The 17,579-nt window shown below is 39.0% G+C and carries 16 protein-coding genes and 1 pseudogene; 9 read left to right on the top strand and 8 right to left on the bottom strand.

All coding sequences use genetic code 11. The features are described 5' to 3' along the window. From I2F62_RS05885 to I2F62_RS05870, 4 genes are all read right to left on the bottom strand, one after another. The coding region (locus tag I2F62_RS05885) for a transposase (protein WP_324626096.1) at positions 1-128 on the bottom strand (128 nt) is incomplete at its 3' end. A 161-nt stretch (positions 129-289) separates the two neighbouring features. After that, positions 290-1,183, bottom strand: a complete 894-nt coding sequence (locus I2F62_RS05880; RefSeq protein WP_324626092.1) for an alpha/beta hydrolase — start codon at positions 1,181-1,183, stop codon at positions 290-292. A gap of 26 nt (positions 1,184-1,209) precedes the next feature. After that, positions 1,210-2,004, bottom strand: a complete 795-nt coding sequence (map, locus tag I2F62_RS05875; protein WP_324626091.1) for a type I methionyl aminopeptidase — start codon at positions 2,002-2,004, stop codon at positions 1,210-1,212. 189 nt (positions 2,005-2,193) lie between these two features. After that, positions 2,194-2,820, bottom strand: a complete 627-nt coding sequence (locus I2F62_RS05870) for a glutathione S-transferase (RefSeq protein ID WP_324626090.1) — start codon at positions 2,818-2,820, stop codon at positions 2,194-2,196. A 214-nt stretch (positions 2,821-3,034) separates the two neighbouring features. Between I2F62_RS05870 and I2F62_RS05865 the strand changes: the two genes are divergently transcribed. The 4 genes and pseudogenes from I2F62_RS05865 to I2F62_RS13180 form a co-directional block, all read left to right on the top strand. Further along, a complete protein-coding gene (locus I2F62_RS05865; RefSeq protein ID WP_324626089.1) occupies positions 3,035-3,646 on the top strand; it encodes a TetR/AcrR family transcriptional regulator in 612 nt (203 codons plus the stop codon). A gap of 192 nt (positions 3,647-3,838) precedes the next feature. Continuing rightward, positions 3,839-5,137: a branched-chain amino acid transport system II carrier protein gene (brnQ, locus tag I2F62_RS05860; RefSeq protein ID WP_324626088.1), complete on the top strand. Its 1,299-nt coding sequence runs from the start codon at positions 3,839-3,841 to the stop codon at positions 5,135-5,137. A 263-nt stretch (positions 5,138-5,400) separates the two neighbouring features. After that, the gene (locus tag I2F62_RS05855; RefSeq protein ID WP_420713728.1) at positions 5,401-5,634 is read left to right on the top strand and encodes a hypothetical protein; all 234 of its coding nucleotides are present in this window, start codon (positions 5,401-5,403) and stop codon (positions 5,632-5,634) included. A gap of 141 nt (positions 5,635-5,775) precedes the next feature. Beyond that, a pseudogene (locus I2F62_RS13180) lies at positions 5,776-5,907 on the top strand (hypothetical protein); the annotation flags it as partial. Positions 5,908-6,046: 139 nt separating this feature from the next. Here I2F62_RS13180 and I2F62_RS05845 read toward each other — a convergent pair. Then, on the bottom strand, positions 6,047-6,517 hold the full coding sequence (locus tag I2F62_RS05845) for a hypothetical protein (RefSeq protein ID WP_324626095.1): 471 nt from the start codon (positions 6,515-6,517) through the stop codon (positions 6,047-6,049). Positions 6,518-6,878: 361 nt separating this feature from the next. Between I2F62_RS05845 and purT the strand changes: the two genes are divergently transcribed. The 3 genes from purT to dapC are packed head-to-tail and all read left to right on the top strand — an operon-like array spanning position 6,879 to position 11,966. Then, the gene (gene purT / locus I2F62_RS05840; RefSeq protein ID WP_420713727.1) at positions 6,879-8,084 is read left to right on the top strand and encodes a formate-dependent phosphoribosylglycinamide formyltransferase; all 1,206 of its coding nucleotides are present in this window, start codon (positions 6,879-6,881) and stop codon (positions 8,082-8,084) included. A gap of 24 nt (positions 8,085-8,108) precedes the next feature. After that, positions 8,109-10,775 carry a [protein-PII] uridylyltransferase gene (gene glnD / locus I2F62_RS05835; RefSeq protein ID WP_324626084.1) on the top strand — a complete coding sequence of 889 codons (2,667 nt, stop codon included), beginning with the start codon at positions 8,109-8,111 and terminating at the stop codon, positions 10,773-10,775. 21 nt (positions 10,776-10,796) lie between these two features. Beyond that, a complete protein-coding gene (dapC, locus tag I2F62_RS05830; protein ID WP_324626083.1) occupies positions 10,797-11,966 on the top strand; it encodes a succinyldiaminopimelate transaminase in 1,170 nt (389 codons plus the stop codon). 53 nt (positions 11,967-12,019) lie between these two features. Here the strand turns inward: dapC and I2F62_RS05825 are convergent, their stop codons facing one another. Further along, positions 12,020-12,910, bottom strand: a complete 891-nt coding sequence (locus I2F62_RS05825) for a LysR substrate-binding domain-containing protein (RefSeq protein WP_324626082.1) — start codon at positions 12,908-12,910, stop codon at positions 12,020-12,022. Between the two features lie 144 nt (positions 12,911-13,054). Here I2F62_RS05825 and I2F62_RS05820 point away from each other — a divergent pair, with 144 nt between their 5' ends. Beyond that, on the top strand, positions 13,055-14,470 hold the full coding sequence (locus tag I2F62_RS05820) for an aspartate ammonia-lyase (protein ID WP_324626081.1): 1,416 nt from the start codon (positions 13,055-13,057) through the stop codon (positions 14,468-14,470). A 57-nt stretch (positions 14,471-14,527) separates the two neighbouring features. Here the strand turns inward: I2F62_RS05820 and I2F62_RS05815 are convergent, their stop codons facing one another. Together I2F62_RS05815 and I2F62_RS05810 are read right to left on the bottom strand one after the other, a co-directional pair. After that, positions 14,528-14,998, bottom strand: coding sequence for an Lrp/AsnC family transcriptional regulator (locus I2F62_RS05815; RefSeq protein ID WP_324626080.1), 471 nt, complete (start codon positions 14,996-14,998; stop codon positions 14,528-14,530). Positions 14,999-15,415: 417 nt separating this feature from the next. Continuing rightward, entirely contained in the window at positions 15,416-16,174 is a 759-nt protein-coding gene (locus I2F62_RS05810) for a glutathione S-transferase (RefSeq protein WP_324626079.1), read from the bottom strand. A 239-nt stretch (positions 16,175-16,413) separates the two neighbouring features. Here I2F62_RS05810 and ychF point away from each other — a divergent pair, with 239 nt between their 5' ends. Continuing rightward, positions 16,414-17,505, top strand: a complete 1,092-nt coding sequence (gene ychF, locus I2F62_RS05805) for a redox-regulated ATPase YchF (protein WP_324626078.1) — start codon at positions 16,414-16,416, stop codon at positions 17,503-17,505. The last annotated feature ends 74 nt before the right edge of the window (positions 17,506-17,579 follow it).

Below are 17,579 nucleotides of genomic sequence, written 5' to 3'. Positions count from 1 at the left end.
GACTTCCATTTGTAGAACGTTGCCGTACTCATACCGTGTTCACGACAAAGATTCGGTACAGGCGTGCCAGATTCAGCTTGTTTTAAAATACTCATGATTAAACTGTCTGAATATTTTGATGTTTTCATAGAAAATCTCCTTGGACAAAGGTTAATCGATTTTCTACTTTTAAACTCGCTTAATTTGCGGGAGCATTACCTGTAGAGTGATTAGCATTTCTCTATAGTATCAAATTCTTACCTGTTTTTTTATTTCAGCATACTTTTTGAAACACCACCAATTATTCCAGTTAAGATGATACATATTGCTTAAGAAACTGAATTTGCAACTGCATCCCTTGCTGAAAAAAACAACTATCTTTATTTACAATATCAAAATGCGTCATATCAAAACTTTCAAATTGAACTTGTGGAATTTTCTGTGTTGTTTTTTGAATCGACTGAAAAGGAATCAGTGAATCATTTTTTGCCGCAATCAGTAACACTGGGCATTTAATTTTATCGGCAATACAAATGGGTCTATAGCGGTTAATATCCAGCATAATTCGCGCAGGAACTTGACCTAACCAAGAAGAATTTTTTGGCACAGTGGCCATGAATGCTGCATAATTCTCTTCGCCCGCCAAACACGCCACACCTTGTTCAGACACCACAGGAATACGTACAGGCGGCCGCCCTAAGGTCATATTCAATACATCTTTCAAAGCCAGTTTAAGTGCTGAGAAAAAGTATTTTTTAGGATATTTCATCGCACTGGCAAGGCCATCTACATGCGGCACCAATGCAATAATTCCACGAATACCATTCATTTGTGATGCAATTGTCATTACATGTCCACCACTAAATGACACACCCCATAAAAATAACTGTGTTAAATCAACACTATTCCACTGCTGCACCTGACGTACCACATTACTCCAATCTTGAAGATGATGTGACGGCGAAACCAGCTCTCTAGGCTCGCCTGTACTTTCTGCAAAACCACGATAATCAAACAAAACTACCGCAAAACCTTGTTCTGCAAATTCTGCGGCAACATTTGGCAAGCTAAAACGACGTTCACAGGCAAAGCCATTTGCCATAATAATCACGGGTGGTTGTTCTATTTGATTAGGCATATAAAAATCTGCAGCGAGTGTTTCACCCTCACTTTCAAAATCAATTTGTTGTATTTGGTATGTCATTTTAGTTCCTTTAAAATGCAATTGAATTAAATTTCAGGAAAACTGCCTACACCTTCAGGCCACGGCGTGAGTAATTCAAAGCCATCGTCAGTGACTGCAACCATATGTTCCCATTGCGCAGAAAGCGAACCATCTACCGATACCACCGTCCACCCATCGGCAAGTTCTTTCACCTGTGGCTTACCTAAATTCACCATCGGCTCAATGGTAAAAACCATGCCTTTTTTTAGGCTTAAACCCAAACCCGGTGTACCATAATGCACAACGCTCGGTTGCTCGTGATACACTTTTCCAATGCCGTGCCCACAATATTCTCTAACAATACTGTAACCTTGTTGTTCTGCTACGGTTTGAATTGCATGTCCGACATCACCTAAAGTGGCCTCTGGTTTAACAGCATGAATTCCTGCAACCATTGCAGCATAAGTTGTTTCGACCAGTTTTTTCGCGTCGGCACTGACTTGCCCCACATAGTACATCCGACTGGTATCACCAAAATAACCCTCATTAATAATCGCAACATCAATGTTGACGATATCACCGGCTTTTAACACAATATTGTCAGATGGAATGCCATGACAAATCACTTCATTGGGCGAAATACAGGTCGATTTGGTATATCCATAATAACCAATGTTTGCAGGCGTAACTTTTAAGGTATTCACAATAAAATCATGACAAATTCGGTCTAACTCTCCGGTGGTCACGCCCGGTTGAATATATTCTCCAATCATGGCCAATACATCTGCCGCCAAACGCCCTGACACTCTCAGTTTTTGAATTTCTTGTTCAGTTTTAATAATAACTTTCGAGGCGCGCATACAGATCCTTATTTAAGAGGGATAAAAAGTGAAACAATGAATATTCTAAGTATAATCATGAGCTAATTTCGTTTTAGCATACAAAGCAAGCAAAAAATATGCAAATCGCATAAATTGGAATATAGAAACCTGCTGGATGATTCTGTGATTTTATTGACAACAGTCATCATCCAACAGATACATGAAGGACTAGTTACATTCTGCTTCGATTTTTAATGCACGCTGCCAACTTGGCAGCGCCTCTAAATTTTTTAAATATTGATGAATATTTGGGAATTTATCAGCTAATTTCATGCCGTAAACCAAGCCATGTGCCACAAAACCAAGCATGAAATCGGCACCAGTTAAACGATTGCCGACTAAAAAGGTTTTATTTTCCAAAGTTGACTCTAAATATCCAAAAACCTTATTAAATTCAGCATCGGCATAACTGTCTAAGAAACACAGTTCCGTGCCTTTTTGGGTTTCAATGGAATTAAAAATTTTCAGTAAATATGGAACCATAGCCGAACTTTCAGCAAAATGAATCCATTGTAAATAATCGATATAATCTTCTTCATGGCGTTCTGGTGCCAAATGTGCTGCAAATTTTTCAATCAGCAATTCAACAATTGCGCCCGACTCTGCAATCACTTTGCCATCAAGTTCAATAACTGGCGACTTGCCAAGCGGATGAATATTTTTTAATTCTTCAGGCGCCAAACGCGTTAATGCATTTCTTTTATAGACTTTTAATTCGTATGGCTGCTGCATTTCTTCAAGTAACCATAAAATTCGTAATGAGCGAGATTGATTAAGATGATGTAAAACAATCATAAGACGTCCTTCAATGGATTGAGCCGCTGCAATCGAGGTTTACTTGTGTCGTATCGTAGTTTGTCGATATTAAAAATACGCATAATAAATCGGTTAATTATGTATATCCCAATACTTGTGTTTGGACAACTTGAATAGTAAATGCTTTACAACGACGTATATTCAGATAAAATAAATATATACGACTGGTCTATTTTATAAAGGTATCCCTTGCATGTCCACCAATCAGGCGAAAAAATCTGAAGAGAAGCGTTTATATATCTTAGAAACCAGCTTTGATTTGGTATTACAAAAAGGATTTGTCGGGGTTGGCTTACAAGAACTATTAAAAAGCTGTGGCATTCCAAAGGGTTCTTTTTATCATTATTTTCAATCTAAAGAAGCTTTTGGCTGCGAATTACTCGAGCACTATATTAGCGATTATCAAGCTAGATTAAATACGCTTTGGAGCAACACACACAGTGCCAAAGACAATCTGCTCGCTTATTTTCACAAATGGATTGAAGATAGTGCAGAACAAGCCAGCTGGGCGGATCGCTGCCTGATTGTGAAACTTGCAGCCGAAGTTGCAGATCTTTCTGAAGATATGCGTTTAATTATGGAACAAGGCACCAAACGTCTTGTACAACATATTTGCCGACTCATTCAACAAGGCATGGACGATGCTTCTATGCATATTCAAGCAGACCCTGCCCAAACTGCGCAAGTGCTTTACCAAATGTGGCTTGGCGCAGCCTTATTAAGTAAATTACACAAAGACAAAGCGCCGCTTTACCAAGCCTATCGCGCGACTGAATTTATGCTGAATGGCTGTAAAGCAGTCTAGGTTATTGTTCAGGTAAAAAGATTCATAAAATAAGCAATTTTTGTGTAAATTTGCACCAAAACAACCCAGCGATTGCTCACTAAAGCAGCGCTATTGCCTTTAATTTAGCATATTTTTAGTGCATTAAGGATTGAAAAAGATTGTTTTTGCACTAAAATCTAGCCCTTCTTCTAGAAGGCATTTTCCAAGTCTATGACTAAGCTTAGTTTTGGAGATATTATTGCGCTTGGCTTTATGACCTTTGCACTTTTTATTGGTGCAGGCAATATTATCTTCCCCCCTATCGTTGCCCAGCAAGCAGGCGACCATGTTTGGCTTGCTGCATTAGGTTTCCTTATTACTGCCGTTGGCTTACCCGTTCTTACCATTATGGCACTTTCACGCGTTGAAGGTTCTATTGAAAACTTAAGTGCTCCGTTGGGGCGCACTGCAAGTTTGATTTTAACAATCGTCTGTTATCTTTCGGTGGGGCCACTTTTTGCAACCCCGCGTACCGCGACAGTTTCCTATGAAATTGGCTTTTCTTCTTATTTTGGAGATTCTTCAAGCCATTTATTCATCTATAGCTGTATTTATTTTGCGTTGGTTGCAGCCGTGTCGCTTTATCCAAATAAATTATTGGATACGATTGGGCATATTTTAGCACCACTCAAAATTGTTGCTCTAGCAGTATTGTGTATCACCACGTTATTAATTCCTGTACTTGGCGCGTCATTACCTGTCGATCACTATATTGATCGTCCAATGTCTGAAGGTCTTGTTAACGGCTATTTAACCATGGATACCTTAGGCGCATTGGTTTTTGGTATTGTGATCGTGCAAGCCATTCATTCGCGCGGCGTAACGGACAAAAAATTGGTTATGCGCTACGCCATTATTGCAAGTTTAATTGCAGGCGTTGGCTTAACTTTGCTTTATTTATGCCTTTTCCGCTTAGGTTTACAAAGCCATTCATTTATTCCGAATGCAAGTAACGGCGCAGTCATTTTACATGCCTACGTACAACACGCATTTGGTGACTTGGGTTCATTATTCTTAAGTACGCTCATTTTCTTAGCATGTATGGTTACAGCCATTGGCCTCACCTGTTCATGTGCAGAATATTTCCACGAGTTAACTAAAATTCCATATAAAATTTTAGTGTTTATTTTGGTTGCCTTTGCCTTACTTATTTCAAACCTTGGCTTAACTAAACTGATTGCCTTTTCTATTCCAGTTTTAACTGCCATTTACCCACCAGCCATTGTTGTAATTGTGTTGAGTTTCTTCTGGAAATTCTTCCATAAACCATCAACTATTGTGCTGCCTGTGACAGCTGTTTCTTTTATTTTTGGTATTTTTGAAGGATTAAAAGCATCTAGCTTAAGTAACCTTGTACCAAGTGCGCTACAAAATTTACCGTTAAATGAACAGAATCTAGCGTGGTTGCTACCATCGCTTGTGGTGTTTGCTATCTGTTATGCAATAGATAAATTAAGTCCGCAGAAATAAAAATGTAACATTTAAAAATGCCTGAATAATTCAGGCATTTTTTTTGCATAGTTATTAGGGTAAACCATTAAATCATGCCTTCCATTTGAAAAAATGTGAAGTTTTTATATCGTTTTAGTAAAAATTTAACAAATTTTCATTTTTGTCATATTAGTTTAATAAAACTACGTTAGTTGCTCTTGAATTATTGTTAAATACCAAGTAAAACAATAAGAATTGATTTAATCACCACAACGCAGTTGTCCATTCGACAAACAGGAGGAATGAAGATGACTTCAATAAATAAATTAGTCTTCATCAATGCCGTAAAAAGCAATCAGCACATGCTGACCTATTGCGTCACCACTTTAGCACTGATGGTTACTTTAGCCTTCCAAGGTGTGATTAGTGGCAATTTGAAAGCTGAATACTTTTTATATGCCTTAGTTGTATCTACAGCATTTGCCCTGTGGGCGGTGATTGATCAAAAGTACCGAAAGCCTAACGATTCAAATTAAACCCAAAAGCCAGAAATTTTCTGGCTTTTTCATGTTGCATGATAAAAATAAAAAAACATATTCACTACATTGTTTTTCTTATTGTTTTGATTATGATAAGAATCAGGTACTTTCACCTGACAACCCAAAGATGTTTAGACTATGAAAAAGATTTTTGCATCGATCGCAATCGCAAGTATCGCTCTTGCTAGCGCAAGTGCTATGGCATGCCCTAAGGGAAGTTCATTACAAGGCGGCACAGGCCCTCATCACAAAGGTGGAAAATGCGTATCTTCTGTAATTAAACAAGACAAAAAACCAAAAGTAAAAGCGGACAAAGTCGCCACGCCTGCACCTGCAGCGAAGCCAAAAGCATAATCAGTTGAAAGTGACATAATTAAAAAGCGGATTCTATATCCGCTTTTTTTATAGTTTAATTGGGTGAAGTATTGCCTAAACTTGGATGATCTAAAGCATCTTTACATTCAGCTTTGTCATTTAAATAACTTTGTTTTAAGTCGGCTTGTAATGGATCAGCCTCTTTTACCGCTCTTGCCCACGTGTCAAGACTCGTTAAGGCTTTGCGACACAATGCATATTTACCTTCAGTCACAGAATCGGTCATTTTTACATTAATTTTCCACGCAATACCCAGTTCGCGCAGGGGTTTTCGAACTTGGTCATCAATAGTTGCCTTTTGTGCAGGAACCACCAACGGCTCAACTTGATTCATTAAATGCCATGCTTGCTTGGCGTACGCCGTTGCATCATTACTTTGTTTCGGCGCAGGCTTAATTTCAACTTTTTTTTCCGAATTACTCGACTGATTACAGCCACCTAAAGCCAACAAAAGACTTAATCCGAATAAATTGATTAACTTTGTTTTATTGTGCGACTTCCGCATTAAACCACGCATATTTTTGTACATCATATGGATCAGTTCGTTTACATTCATAGTCAATAGTGTAGTAGATATTGTCACGCATTGCATCTTGAACAAAAGATGCACAATAAAAATCATACTTTAACGATTCAATCGTAAAAATCTCGCAGCATTAATGCAGTATCTATTTAACTCAGCACCTGTTTTGAATAATCAATAAATCTTAACTTAACTGCTGTTTTTAAACACAATTCATAAAATGCGTACAATTTAATCAATAGCACAAATTTAATGCATTTTTTTAAATTTTCTTTTTCACAAGGCTTAACTGCTTCGTCAGTTCTGTTATGCTAAAAGTCCACCTGAAACAAGGATGAATTGCATGCAAGTCTCTATCGGTACTCCTCTTCAATCTTCAGCATTTAAAGTCTTATTATTAGGCTCTGGTGAACTTGGTAAAGAGGTGGTGATTTCTTTACAGCGTCTAGGTGTCGAAGTTCACGCCGCAGACCGATATGACCACGCACCAGCCATGCAAGTTGCGCATTTTGCCTATACGATTAATATGGCAGATCCAGAAGCATTAAAAAAATTAATTCGTGACGTTAAACCGCATTTAATTGTTCCAGAAATTGAAGCGATTGCCACCGAAGTATTACTCGAAATTGAAGCAAACAAAGAAACTGTAATTATTCCATCGGCAAAAGCGGTTAATTTAACCATGAACCGCGAAGGCATTCGCCGCCTTGCAGCAGAAGAACTGGGCTTGCCAACCTCTGCGTATCGCTTTGCAGATTCTTTAGAAAACTTCCGTGCTGCTTGTGACGATATTGGCTATCCAAACTTTGTCAAACCTGTCATGTCATCTTCAGGTAAAGGCCAATCCCGAGTTAAAAGCTTTGCCGAAGTCGATGCTGCGTGGGAATATGCCATGCAAGGTGGACGCGTCAATCAGGGTAAAGTGATTGTAGAAGCACAAATTGATTTTGATTTTGAAATTACATTGTTAACTGTTCGTGCAAAAAATCCAGAAACAGGCAACGTGGAAACCCATTTTTGTGACCCAATCGGGCATCGTCAAGATTCGGGTGACTATGTCGAAAGCTGGCAACCACAAATCATGTCTGCTATTGCACTAGCTAAGGCACAGCAAATTGCCGATAAAGTCACCATTGCCCTAGATGGCTGTGGCATCTTTGGCGTTGAATTGTTTGTCAAAGGCGATGATGTTTGGTTTAGTGAAGTTTCCCCTCGCCCACACGATACAGGCTTGGTTACTCTAGCAACACAGTTCCAAAGTGAATTTGAATTACATGCGCGTGCGATTTTGGGTTTACCTGTAAATACAAAATGCCATAGTGTGGGTGCAAGCGCAGTCATTTATGCAGGTGTAGATGACAACAACTTAAGCTTTGAAAACATTGAACAGGCTTTAAGCCACCCAGACACAGACATTCGCTTATTTGGCAAACCTGAAGGATTTACTCGCCGTCGTATGGGCGTTGTGACTGCACGTGCAGAATCGACCGACCAAGCACGCGAGATTGCCCAACAAGCCGCAAAAAGTGTGCATGTCAAACAAAATTAATGCTTAGCAGAATAGGTTCAAGCCATGATTAAAACCTTACCCCTCTTGGACTATGTCAAAGATTCTCAAGACATCCTTGCCATTAACCAATGGAAACCTGCTGTAGAGCAACAACTCGAGCAGCTATTTGAAGACGGTTATAATATTCGTCAAATCATATTGGCACGTTCAAATATGATTGATGAAGCACTAAGCTTCTTATGGCAACATGCAGGTCTACAAGACAGCGAACTGGGTTTGTTTGCTGTTGGGGGGTATGGCCGCAAAGAAATGCTGCCCTATTCTGATGTTGATATCATGATTCTTTCTGAACATGAATTAACTCCAGAACTCGAAAAACAGGTGTCGGCATTTATTGCATCGTTATGGGATGTCGGCAATTTCAAACCAGGGGTCAGTGTTCGTTCCATTGAAAGCTGTATTGAACAAGCAGCAGATGACTTAACCATTGCTACCTCTTTAATTGAAGCGCGATTGCTAACCGGCAATCAAGCGCTGAGCCGTTGGCCAAGACGAATTGTGGCACAAACATGGTCGGATCAGACATTTTTTAATGCCAAAATGCAAGAGCAAGCCAAGCGCCATGCTCAGCACAACAACACCGAAAGCAACTTAGAGCCAGATATTAAGAATGCACCCGGTGGCATTCGTGATATGAACCAAATTGGTTGGATTGCAAAACGTCATTTTCGGGTCAATCGTGTCTACGATTTGGTGCACTTAGGTTTTATCTCGGAATTTGAACTAAAAGTTTTAGAAGAAGCGGAAGTATTTTTTTGGGAAATCCGCCATTATTTGCACAAACTGACCAAACGCGATGAAAATCGTCTTTTGTTCGATTACCAACGTGAAATTGCAAGTAAATTTGGTTATGAACGTGAAGAAGGTAAATCACCCAATTACCCTATCGAACAATTCATGAAGCGCTATTACCGAACAGCGCAGCAAGTTTCAACCTTAAATGAAATTTTACTGGCTTACTTTAACGAGTCAGTCATTACCCCACGTTTACCCGATTACGAACGCCAAATTGAAGAGATTAACCAAAACTTTAAATTAGTTGATGGTAAAATTGCAGTACAACACCATAAAGTATTTTCTGAAGATCCAAGCGCCATCTTAGAAATCTTCCACCTTTTAACGCAGATGCCAGAAATTCAAGGTATCCGTGCGCGTACATTGCGTTTGTTATCTTTAGCGGCTAAACGTATTGATCAGAGCTTTAGAGACAACCCAAAACATCAAGCGTTATTTATGTCGATTATTCGGACATCTTCACGCTTGTACGAAACCCTTTTGGCAATGAAGCGCTATGGCATTTTAGGAAATTATATTCCTGCCTTTGGGCAAATTATTGGCCTAATGCAGTACGATCTATTTCATATTTATACGGTAGATCAACACACCTTATTGTTACTGCGTAATTTAAGTCGTTTTAAAGAACCTGAATTTGCCAAACAATTCCCTGTAGTCAGTTCGGTTTATCAACGCATGCAACGCCGTGATATTGTCATGATTGCCGCATTATTCCACGATATTGCCAAAGGGCGCGGTGGCGATCATAGCGAATTAGGTGCAGAAGATGCGATTGAATTTTGCCGTCAGCATGGCTTTACCGAACGAGAAGGAAAATTAATTGCATGGTTGATTCAAAACCATTTATTAATGTCTTTAACCGCGCAAAAGAAAGATATTTCTGACCCAGAAGTGATTAAAGAATTTGCAGAAAAATTAGGTGATATGGAACACCTCGATTATCTTTATTCGCTAACCGTGGCAGACATTAATGCGACCAATCCGAAGCTTTGGAATACATGGCGCGCATCCTTAATGCGCCAGTTGTATAGCCAAACGCGCGACAGCATTCGTTTAGGTTTTGACCGCCCTGTCGATTATCCGATGTTAATTGAAGACACCAAATTTGCCGCGGGCGAATTATTGGTCCAAGAATTTTCGTTAAGTGATGTCGAAAAAGTATGGCAAGAACTCGGTGATGATTACTTCTTAAAAGAATCTGCTGAAGATATTGCTTGGCATACTCGCGCTATTTTGGAACATGGCGATAATTTAGCGCCGTTGGTGATGTTGCGCGCGCACGGAAAATCTGCGCCCGATGCAGTACAAATCTTTATTTACACGCAAGATAAACCGAACCTGTTTGCAACCACAGTGGCGATACTCGATCGGATGAATCTAGATGTACAAGATGCCCGTATTATTACCGCAACCAAAGCCTTTAGCTTAGACACTTATATTGTGCTTGATCGTTTCGGTAGCTTACTAACCGATGCAGAACGCGAAAAAACCGTAAAGGATGCGCTCATTCAAGCCTTGAGCCAGTCGGATAATTATCCTGCGTTAATGCAACGCCGAATTCCACGTCAATTACGCCATTTTGACATTGAAAATACTGTTGAAATTAGCTTAAATCCAGTTCTCAATCAGAACATGATTGAAATTTCAACGCTGGATCATCCTGGATTATTGGCACGCGTTGGTGGCATTTTTATGATGCAAGGACTCGATATTCATTCAGCAAAAATTGCCACATTGGGCGAACGCGCAGAAGATATTTTCTTTGTGACAAAAAAGAATAGCGTTCCGATGTCGGTCGATGAAGCCAAAACATTTGCTGCACAACTTAAAGCCGCGTTAGACGAAGCGTCTAATCAAGTGGTTATTCAACATTAATTTTGAAGTTTGGTCATTGGTATGAATTCAAGTTTAAATTTGCTCCACCCGTATCCGTTTGAAAAATTGAATCAATTATTTCAAGATATTCAACCGGTCGATTTACCACTCATTCCACTATCCATTGGTGAGCCGAAACACCCAGCGCCAGAATTTGTAAAGCAAGCACTGGCAAATAATTTCCAGCATTTATCGACTTATCCGAATAGCAAAGGGATTCCTGAATTACGCCAAAGCATTGCAAACTGGTTAAGTCAGCGTTTTCATCTCACGCAAATTAATCCTGAACAACACATTTTACCTGTATCTGGCACACGCGAAGCCATTTTCTCTTTTGTGCAAGCCTTGGTTAATCGAGATGACGCGCCGTATGTGGTGATGCCAAATCCGTTTTATCAAATTTATGAAGGTGCCGCTTTACTGGCAGGTGCAAAACCTTATTTTATTAACTGTACCGAAGAAAATGGCTATTTAGGCGACTTCGATGCCGTACCGGCAGAGGTTTGGGAAAAAACGGCGTTATTGTTTGTCTGTACTCCGGGGAACCCTACTGGCGCGGTTTTATCTAAAGAGCAATTCAAAAAACTGATCGCACTTTCAGACCAATATAACTTTGTTATTGCCTCGGATGAATGCTATTCAGAACTTTGGTTTGAACACGCACCAACTGGTTTACTTGAAGTCTGCGCTGAAATGGGCCGCCACGATTATAAAAACTGTGTGGTGTTTCATTCACTGTCAAAACGCTCCAATTTACCCGGCATGCGTTCAGGTTTTGTTGCGGGTGATGCCCAATTACTTGCGCCTTATTTAAAATATCGCACCTATCATGGTGCAGCCATGCCTGTACAACACCAAATGGCCTCAATTGCCGCTTGGGATGATGAACAGCACGTTGAAGAAAATCGTAAATTGTATCGTGCTAAATTTGAGTTATTCCAAAGCGAATTAGGACATTTATTGCCACTCAAAAAACCAGATGCCGGATTCTATTATTGGTTACAAGTGGAAGATGACGAAGCGTTTGCACGTAAATTGCTAGAAAAAGCCAATGTGAAAGTTTTGCCTGGACGTTATTTATCTCGTGATACAAAGCAAGGTAATCCGGGTCAAAACCATGTGCGTATGGCTTTGGTTGCCGATATTGCACAATGCGAACAAGTGATTCAACGCTTAAAAAATATTTTATAAACCATAAGCAAAATTGATTAGGGGAAGCAATCTGCTTCCCCTAATAAATATCATTAATACTCTTTTTGTTTAAAATGATCGAGCACTAAATTGGTCAATTCATGATTATTCAATTTATTTTTATAAATAAAAATATTTTGTGTGACCACAATTTCGGCCGTTGAAAGCTCAATTAATTTCTTTTGTTTCAATTCTTCTGCAATGGTAATTCTAGGCAACCAAGCCACGCCAGCACCTTGCAGCACCAACTGCTTTAAATTCTCTGCATTATCTGTTTCATACAAAATATGGCAATTTAAATTGTTGTTTTCTATTACTTGATCGACCAAATGACGTAAATAGGCATTATTACTATAGGTCAGTAGTGGAAAATCGGTGCTTAAATCGAAAGTTTTTTCCGCATTTAAGGGTGCAAATACTGGAATAATTTCAGTTTCACCAATTTTTACTGCCACCAAACTTTCTGACTGTGCTTTTTGCTTAATGCTTTTGGAAGAATAAGACACCAAAAAGTCAATTTTGCCCTCTTTTAATAACTTCAGCCCTTCACCAATGTTAATGGCGATAATTTCAAATTTAATGCCTTGTTCTTCTATGGGAACAAAACGCAAATAATCGGCAAAAAAGCTATTAACTAAAGAATGTGCTACGGCAAATTTAATGGTATTTTCTTTGGTGTGTTTCATCTGGTCAATTAAATGCATACTTTCATTTAATTGTGACTGCAAAGAATATGCTGTCGTTAATAATACTTGCCCAAGTTCGGTAAATGAAATTTCTTTGGCATGTCGATCAATTAAATTAAAACCGACAGTTTCCTCCAAATGTTGTAAACGGCGACTAAATGCCGATTGCGAAATATAACGTTTGTCTGCTGCTTTAGAGATCGATCGTTCCTGATCCAATGTAATTAAGTCTAACGCCCAGCGAATTTCTAAATTCATACCACACTTTTTAAAATCATTTTAAAGTAGCGCGGATTATAAATAGTTTATGCAAAAAATGCATACTTAGTGCATTTTATACATTATCAATTTCATATTTTTATTTCTATGATGGCTTTACCAAATTTTTCATAAGTTTCAAGAATGAATACAAATGTCGCTGTTCGTACAGAAAAGGATCTTTTAGGCAATCGTGATATTCCAAATCAGTTTTACTTTGGAGTTCAAACACTTAGAGCTATAGAGAACTTTAACTTAACACAAAATAAAATTAGCAATCATCCAAATTTAATTCGCGCTTTAGCCATGGTGAAGTGGGCGTGTGCAGATGCAAATCATGCATTAAACAGTTTAAATCAAGATAAACATCAAGCGATTGTTTTTGCATGCCAAAAATTAATCGATGGTCAATATCACGAGCAGTTCCCTGTAGATATGCTACAAGGTGGTGCTGGCACATCGACCAACATGAACGCCAATGAAGTCATTGCCAATGTTGCGTTAGAACACATGGGCTATGCAAAAGGTGAATACAAAAACTTGCACCCAAATAACGATGTCAACATGTCGCAATCGACCAATGACGTTTACCCAACGGCTATTCGTGTAGGACTTTTATTAAGCCTTGCAAGCTTGCAAGATGCTTTTGCCGCACTCATTCAAGGCTTTGAAAGCAAAGCAGAAGAGTTTAAATCGGTTTTAAAAATGGGCCGCACGCAATTGCAAGATGCTGTTCCTATGACGCTTGGTCAAGAGTTTGGGGCTTTTGCACATACCTTACAAAAAGATTTAGACAAACTAAATAGTATTGCTCCAGACATGCTTGGTTACGTGAACTTAGGCGGTACGGCCATTGGCACTGGCATCAATACTGAAGCGGCATACACACCTTTAGCGATTGCTGCACTGAGCAAAATTTCACAACACAACATTCAAGCAGCGCCTGACTTTGTTGAAGCCACATCTGACATGGGCGATTTTGTGTTGTTTTCAGGTTTGTTAAAACGTACGGCAACCAAACTTTCTAAAATTGCCAACGATTTACGTCTGTTATCGAGCGGGCCGCGCACAGGCATTGGCGAAATTAATTTAGAGCCGCGCCAACCGGGCAGCTCAATTATGCCGGGCAAAGTAAACCCTGTTATTCCTGAAGCTGTCAACTTAGCAGCATTCCAAGTGATTGCAAACGATCTAGCGGTTACGCTTGCTGCCGATGCAGGTCAATTACAATTAAATGCAATGGAACCTTTAATTGCGTTTAAATTATTTGAATCAATTGATTTACTCAGCAAAGCCATGCATATGTTTAACGATAAGTGCGTAAGCACAGTGACTGCAAATGTAGAACATTGCAAACAGCAAGTCGAAAACTCGATTGGTATTGTAACCGCGCTCAATCCATATTTAGGTTATGAAAATACCACACGGATTGCCAAAACAGCCAATCAAGAAAATCGTAATGTGCTGGATTTAATCCGCGAAGAAAATTTACTGTCAGAGCAACAATTAACAGAAATTTTAGCCATTGAAAATATGATTCAGCCAAAAGCATCGGCTTAATCTAAAAACAATTCAGCCCTGTGATGATCCGTCATCACAGGGCTTTTTTTAAATCACTTAAACCCGACTAAGCATGTTGTAGCAATTAAAAACATTATATTTTTTAATCACAAAGCTTGAATGCAGCGCCACAACATTTTCAATTTTTGCAATTCGGCGCAATAGAATTTCGCTATAATCTTCCATATTTTTTGCCACCAACTCTACAATAAAATCTGCGCTTTGCCCCGTTACCAAATACGCATTAATCACTTCAGGAATGGCTTCAATTTGCTCCAAAAAGCGGTCGAATGTTTCGCTATCGTGTTTATTCAGCGACACTTGCAGCAAAATATGCAAAGTAAACCCCAATTTGGCGTAATTAATTTCACGCTTCAAATTAGTCATAATATTCGATTCAATCAAATGCTTAATGCGGCGATGCACGGAACTGACTGAAAGATTAATTCGTTCAGATAATTCATTCAGGTTTAAATCTTCATGCGTTAATATTTCAAGGATTTGTTTATCGTAGCGATCTAATTGCATGGCTTTTCCTGTATTTTTAGGAAAAATAAAACAGAGCTGAAATTTGAGTTATAATTTTAAGAGTCAAGGGAAAACCAATGTTTACTTCAAGACCACTTGATTTGGATAGAATCAAGTTAGACAAACAACTTGTGATTGTTTGTGTCTGTAAAGCCGAACTGTCACCTTTTGAGTGTTGGTCAATGCTGATCTCCCAATAGCATTTTCCGTTCAGTTCGATCCCTATCACACCCTGATTGATACTATAACGACCTTCATTTCGAATTATTTTTCTTTATCTAAGTGATTTCACATTATTAAAGAATTTTTTTTCACATTTCAATATATAAATGAAAAAATAATTATTTTAGATATTTTTTAACCATTTTTTTTTCTTACATTCCCCTTATTTATGAAATTTATTCATTAAAACTTTAACTAAACCCCTCGCCAATCCACCCGTGCATTTCTAGCATTTGCATAGGTTTGCATGACATATTCCCCCAAAGGTAAATCTATAAGAAATTGTTGCAGTTCTGCTGTTTGAGCATCCAGCACAAAAGAGCTTTCTAGCTCCCAAGGCGTGCCTACAATATTTAATAACGGCGCCAACATACTACATACTGCAATGTCTGCAAGGCTTAATCGCTGTCCTACAAAAAATTCTGCCGATGCAGGCAATTGCTGATTCAATTCTAAAATCTGTTGTTGAATCTGCTGTTGTAGTTGTTGCTTGGCGGTGTCATCTAAATCAAAGCCTTTACTTAAAATCTTTTTTATAGCGGGCTTAGAAAATCGAGAAAATTTGCGTAAATATCCTTTTTCACCAAGTGCAATTTCAACGGCTTCGTCCTGTTGCCATAAATCACTAAATAACCACTGACGAATCAAACCGCCTAATTGCTGACTGATATGATCTAGCGCCAATATTTTTTCTTGTTCGGCGGTATTTACCCCAAGCAACACATGTTCTGGGTAATTTTGATCTAAATATTTTGCAATCTGGGTGGCATCTGCAATCCAATTCGACCCATCTTTTAAAATAGGTAAATTGTTTTGACCCGTTTTAAGCCGAGCAAAGGCTTGATGCCATCCTGGTGTTAAATTTTGAGCCATATAATCGAGTTCTTTATAATCGAGCAGCCATCTTGCTTTCTCACAAAAGTGCGACAATGGAAACTGGTATAAAATACGCATAATTGCTCCAAACCCAAGCCAAAATAAAAATAACCGAATGAACTTGTTACTGTAGTCACAGCGGCCAAGAAACACAATTGCATTTATAGCCACTTGAATCTACAGCATGTTTATAGCGGCATCCGATTATAATGTTGAATCTTTGCAATTATCGCCATTCCATCAACATATCCTGACTTTAAAATGACTTTGTAGTAGAATAACTGCAATTTTTGATAACAACTTTTTGTGAGTCTTGCATGGGTTTTAATTGTGGTATTGTTGGTTTACCTAACGTTGGGAAATCTACCCTATTTAATGCATTAACCAAAGCAGCCATTGCTGCTGAAAACTTTCCTTTTTGTACCATTGAACCCAATACAGGCATTGTCCCTGTTCCAGACGCACGCTTAGATAAATTAGCAGCGATTGTTAAACCGCAACGCATTTTACCCACCACAATGGAATTTGTAGATATTGCAGGTTTAGTTGCAGGTGCATCTAAAGGCGAAGGTTTAGGTAACCAATTCTTAGCCAACATTCGTGAAACTGATGCAATTGCTCACGTTGTGCGTTGTTTTGAAGATGAAAATGTTATTCACGTCAATGGTAAAATTGACCCGCTCGATGATATTGCAACCATCAATACCGAACTTGCATTGGCCGATTTAGACACATTGAATAAATCTTTACTGCGTCTTACTAAAACTGCAAAAGGTGGCGATAAAGAAGCCATTGCAACCAAAGCCATTTTAGAAAAAATCTTACCGTTATTAGATGAAGGCAAACCTGCACGCGCAGCCGACCTTTCAGATGATGAGCGTAAACTCATTCGTGGTTATGGTTTACTTACCCTTAAACCAACCATGTACATTGCCAACGTTGCAGAAGACGGCTTTGAAAACAATCCGCATTTAGACGCTGTACGCAAACTTGCGGCAGAAGAAAATGCCATTGTAGTTCCGCTTTGCAACCAAATTGAATCTGAAATTTCATTGCTTGAAGATGACGAACGCGCAGAATTTTTAGAAGCGATGGGCATGGAAGAACCAGGTCTTAATGTGGTGATTCGTGCTGGTTATAAATTGCTTGGTCTGCAAACCTATTTTACTGCTGGCGTACAAGAAGTTCGCGCATGGACCGTTAAAATTGGTGCAACTGCGCCGCAATCTGCTGGTGTGATTCATACCGACTTTGAAAAAGGCTTCATTCGCGCAGAAGTGATCGCTTATGATGACTTCGTTACCTTTAATGGTGAAGCCGGTGCAAAAGAAGCAGGCAAATGGCGCTTAGAAGGAAAAACCTACATCGTCCAAGATGGCGATGTGATGCATTTCCGTTTTAACGTTTAAAGCATCTGCTGCATTTAAACCAAAAACCGCCTAATTGGGCGGTTTTTTTATCTGAAGTATAATTCAGCAATCCA

Source organism: Acinetobacter sp. MD2(2019) (assembly GCF_035615615.1).
In the GTDB taxonomy this organism is placed as follows: Bacteria; Pseudomonadota; Gammaproteobacteria; order Pseudomonadales; family Moraxellaceae; genus Acinetobacter.
The sequence above is the reverse complement of the archived record's forward strand: the minus strand, read 5'-3'. Positions and strand labels throughout refer to the sequence as shown.

What these genes read in the sequence shown, in the direction of transcription:
- ychF (WP_324626078.1), top strand. Translation starts at nt 16,414, where the DNA reads ATGGGTTTTAATTGTGGTATTGTTGGTTTACCTAACGTTGGGAAATCT.
- I2F62_RS05820 (WP_324626081.1), top strand. Translation starts at nt 13,055, where the DNA reads ATGAATACAAATGTCGCTGTTCGTACAGAAAAGGATCTTTTAGGCAAT.
- I2F62_RS05815 (WP_324626080.1), bottom strand. Translation starts at nt 14,998, where the DNA reads ATGCAATTAGATCGCTACGATAAACAAATCCTTGAAATATTAACGCAT.
- I2F62_RS05810 (WP_324626079.1), bottom strand. Translation starts at nt 16,174, where the DNA reads ATGCGTATTTTATACCAGTTTCCATTGTCGCACTTTTGTGAGAAAGCA.
- I2F62_RS05865 (WP_324626089.1), top strand. Translation starts at nt 3,035, where the DNA reads ATGTCCACCAATCAGGCGAAAAAATCTGAAGAGAAGCGTTTATATATC.
- I2F62_RS05870 (WP_324626090.1), bottom strand. Translation starts at nt 2,820, where the DNA reads ATGATTGTTTTACATCATCTTAATCAATCTCGCTCATTACGAATTTTA.
- I2F62_RS05855 (WP_420713728.1), top strand. Translation starts at nt 5,401, where the DNA reads ATGAAGATGACTTCAATAAATAAATTAGTCTTCATCAATGCCGTAAAA.
- brnQ (WP_324626088.1), top strand. Translation starts at nt 3,839, where the DNA reads ATGACTAAGCTTAGTTTTGGAGATATTATTGCGCTTGGCTTTATGACC.
- I2F62_RS05880 (WP_324626092.1), bottom strand. Translation starts at nt 1,183, where the DNA reads ATGACATACCAAATACAACAAATTGATTTTGAAAGTGAGGGTGAAACA.
- I2F62_RS05845 (WP_324626095.1), bottom strand. Translation starts at nt 6,517, where the DNA reads ATGCGGAAGTCGCACAATAAAACAAAGTTAATCAATTTATTCGGATTA.
- map (WP_324626091.1), bottom strand. Translation starts at nt 2,004, where the DNA reads ATGCGCGCCTCGAAAGTTATTATTAAAACTGAACAAGAAATTCAAAAA.
- purT (WP_420713727.1), top strand. Translation starts at nt 6,879, where the DNA reads ATGCAAGTCTCTATCGGTACTCCTCTTCAATCTTCAGCATTTAAAGTC.
- I2F62_RS05825 (WP_324626082.1), bottom strand. Translation starts at nt 12,910, where the DNA reads ATGAATTTAGAAATTCGCTGGGCGTTAGACTTAATTACATTGGATCAG.
- glnD (WP_324626084.1), top strand. Translation starts at nt 8,109, where the DNA reads ATGATTAAAACCTTACCCCTCTTGGACTATGTCAAAGATTCTCAAGAC.
- dapC (WP_324626083.1), top strand. Translation starts at nt 10,797, where the DNA reads ATGAATTCAAGTTTAAATTTGCTCCACCCGTATCCGTTTGAAAAATTG.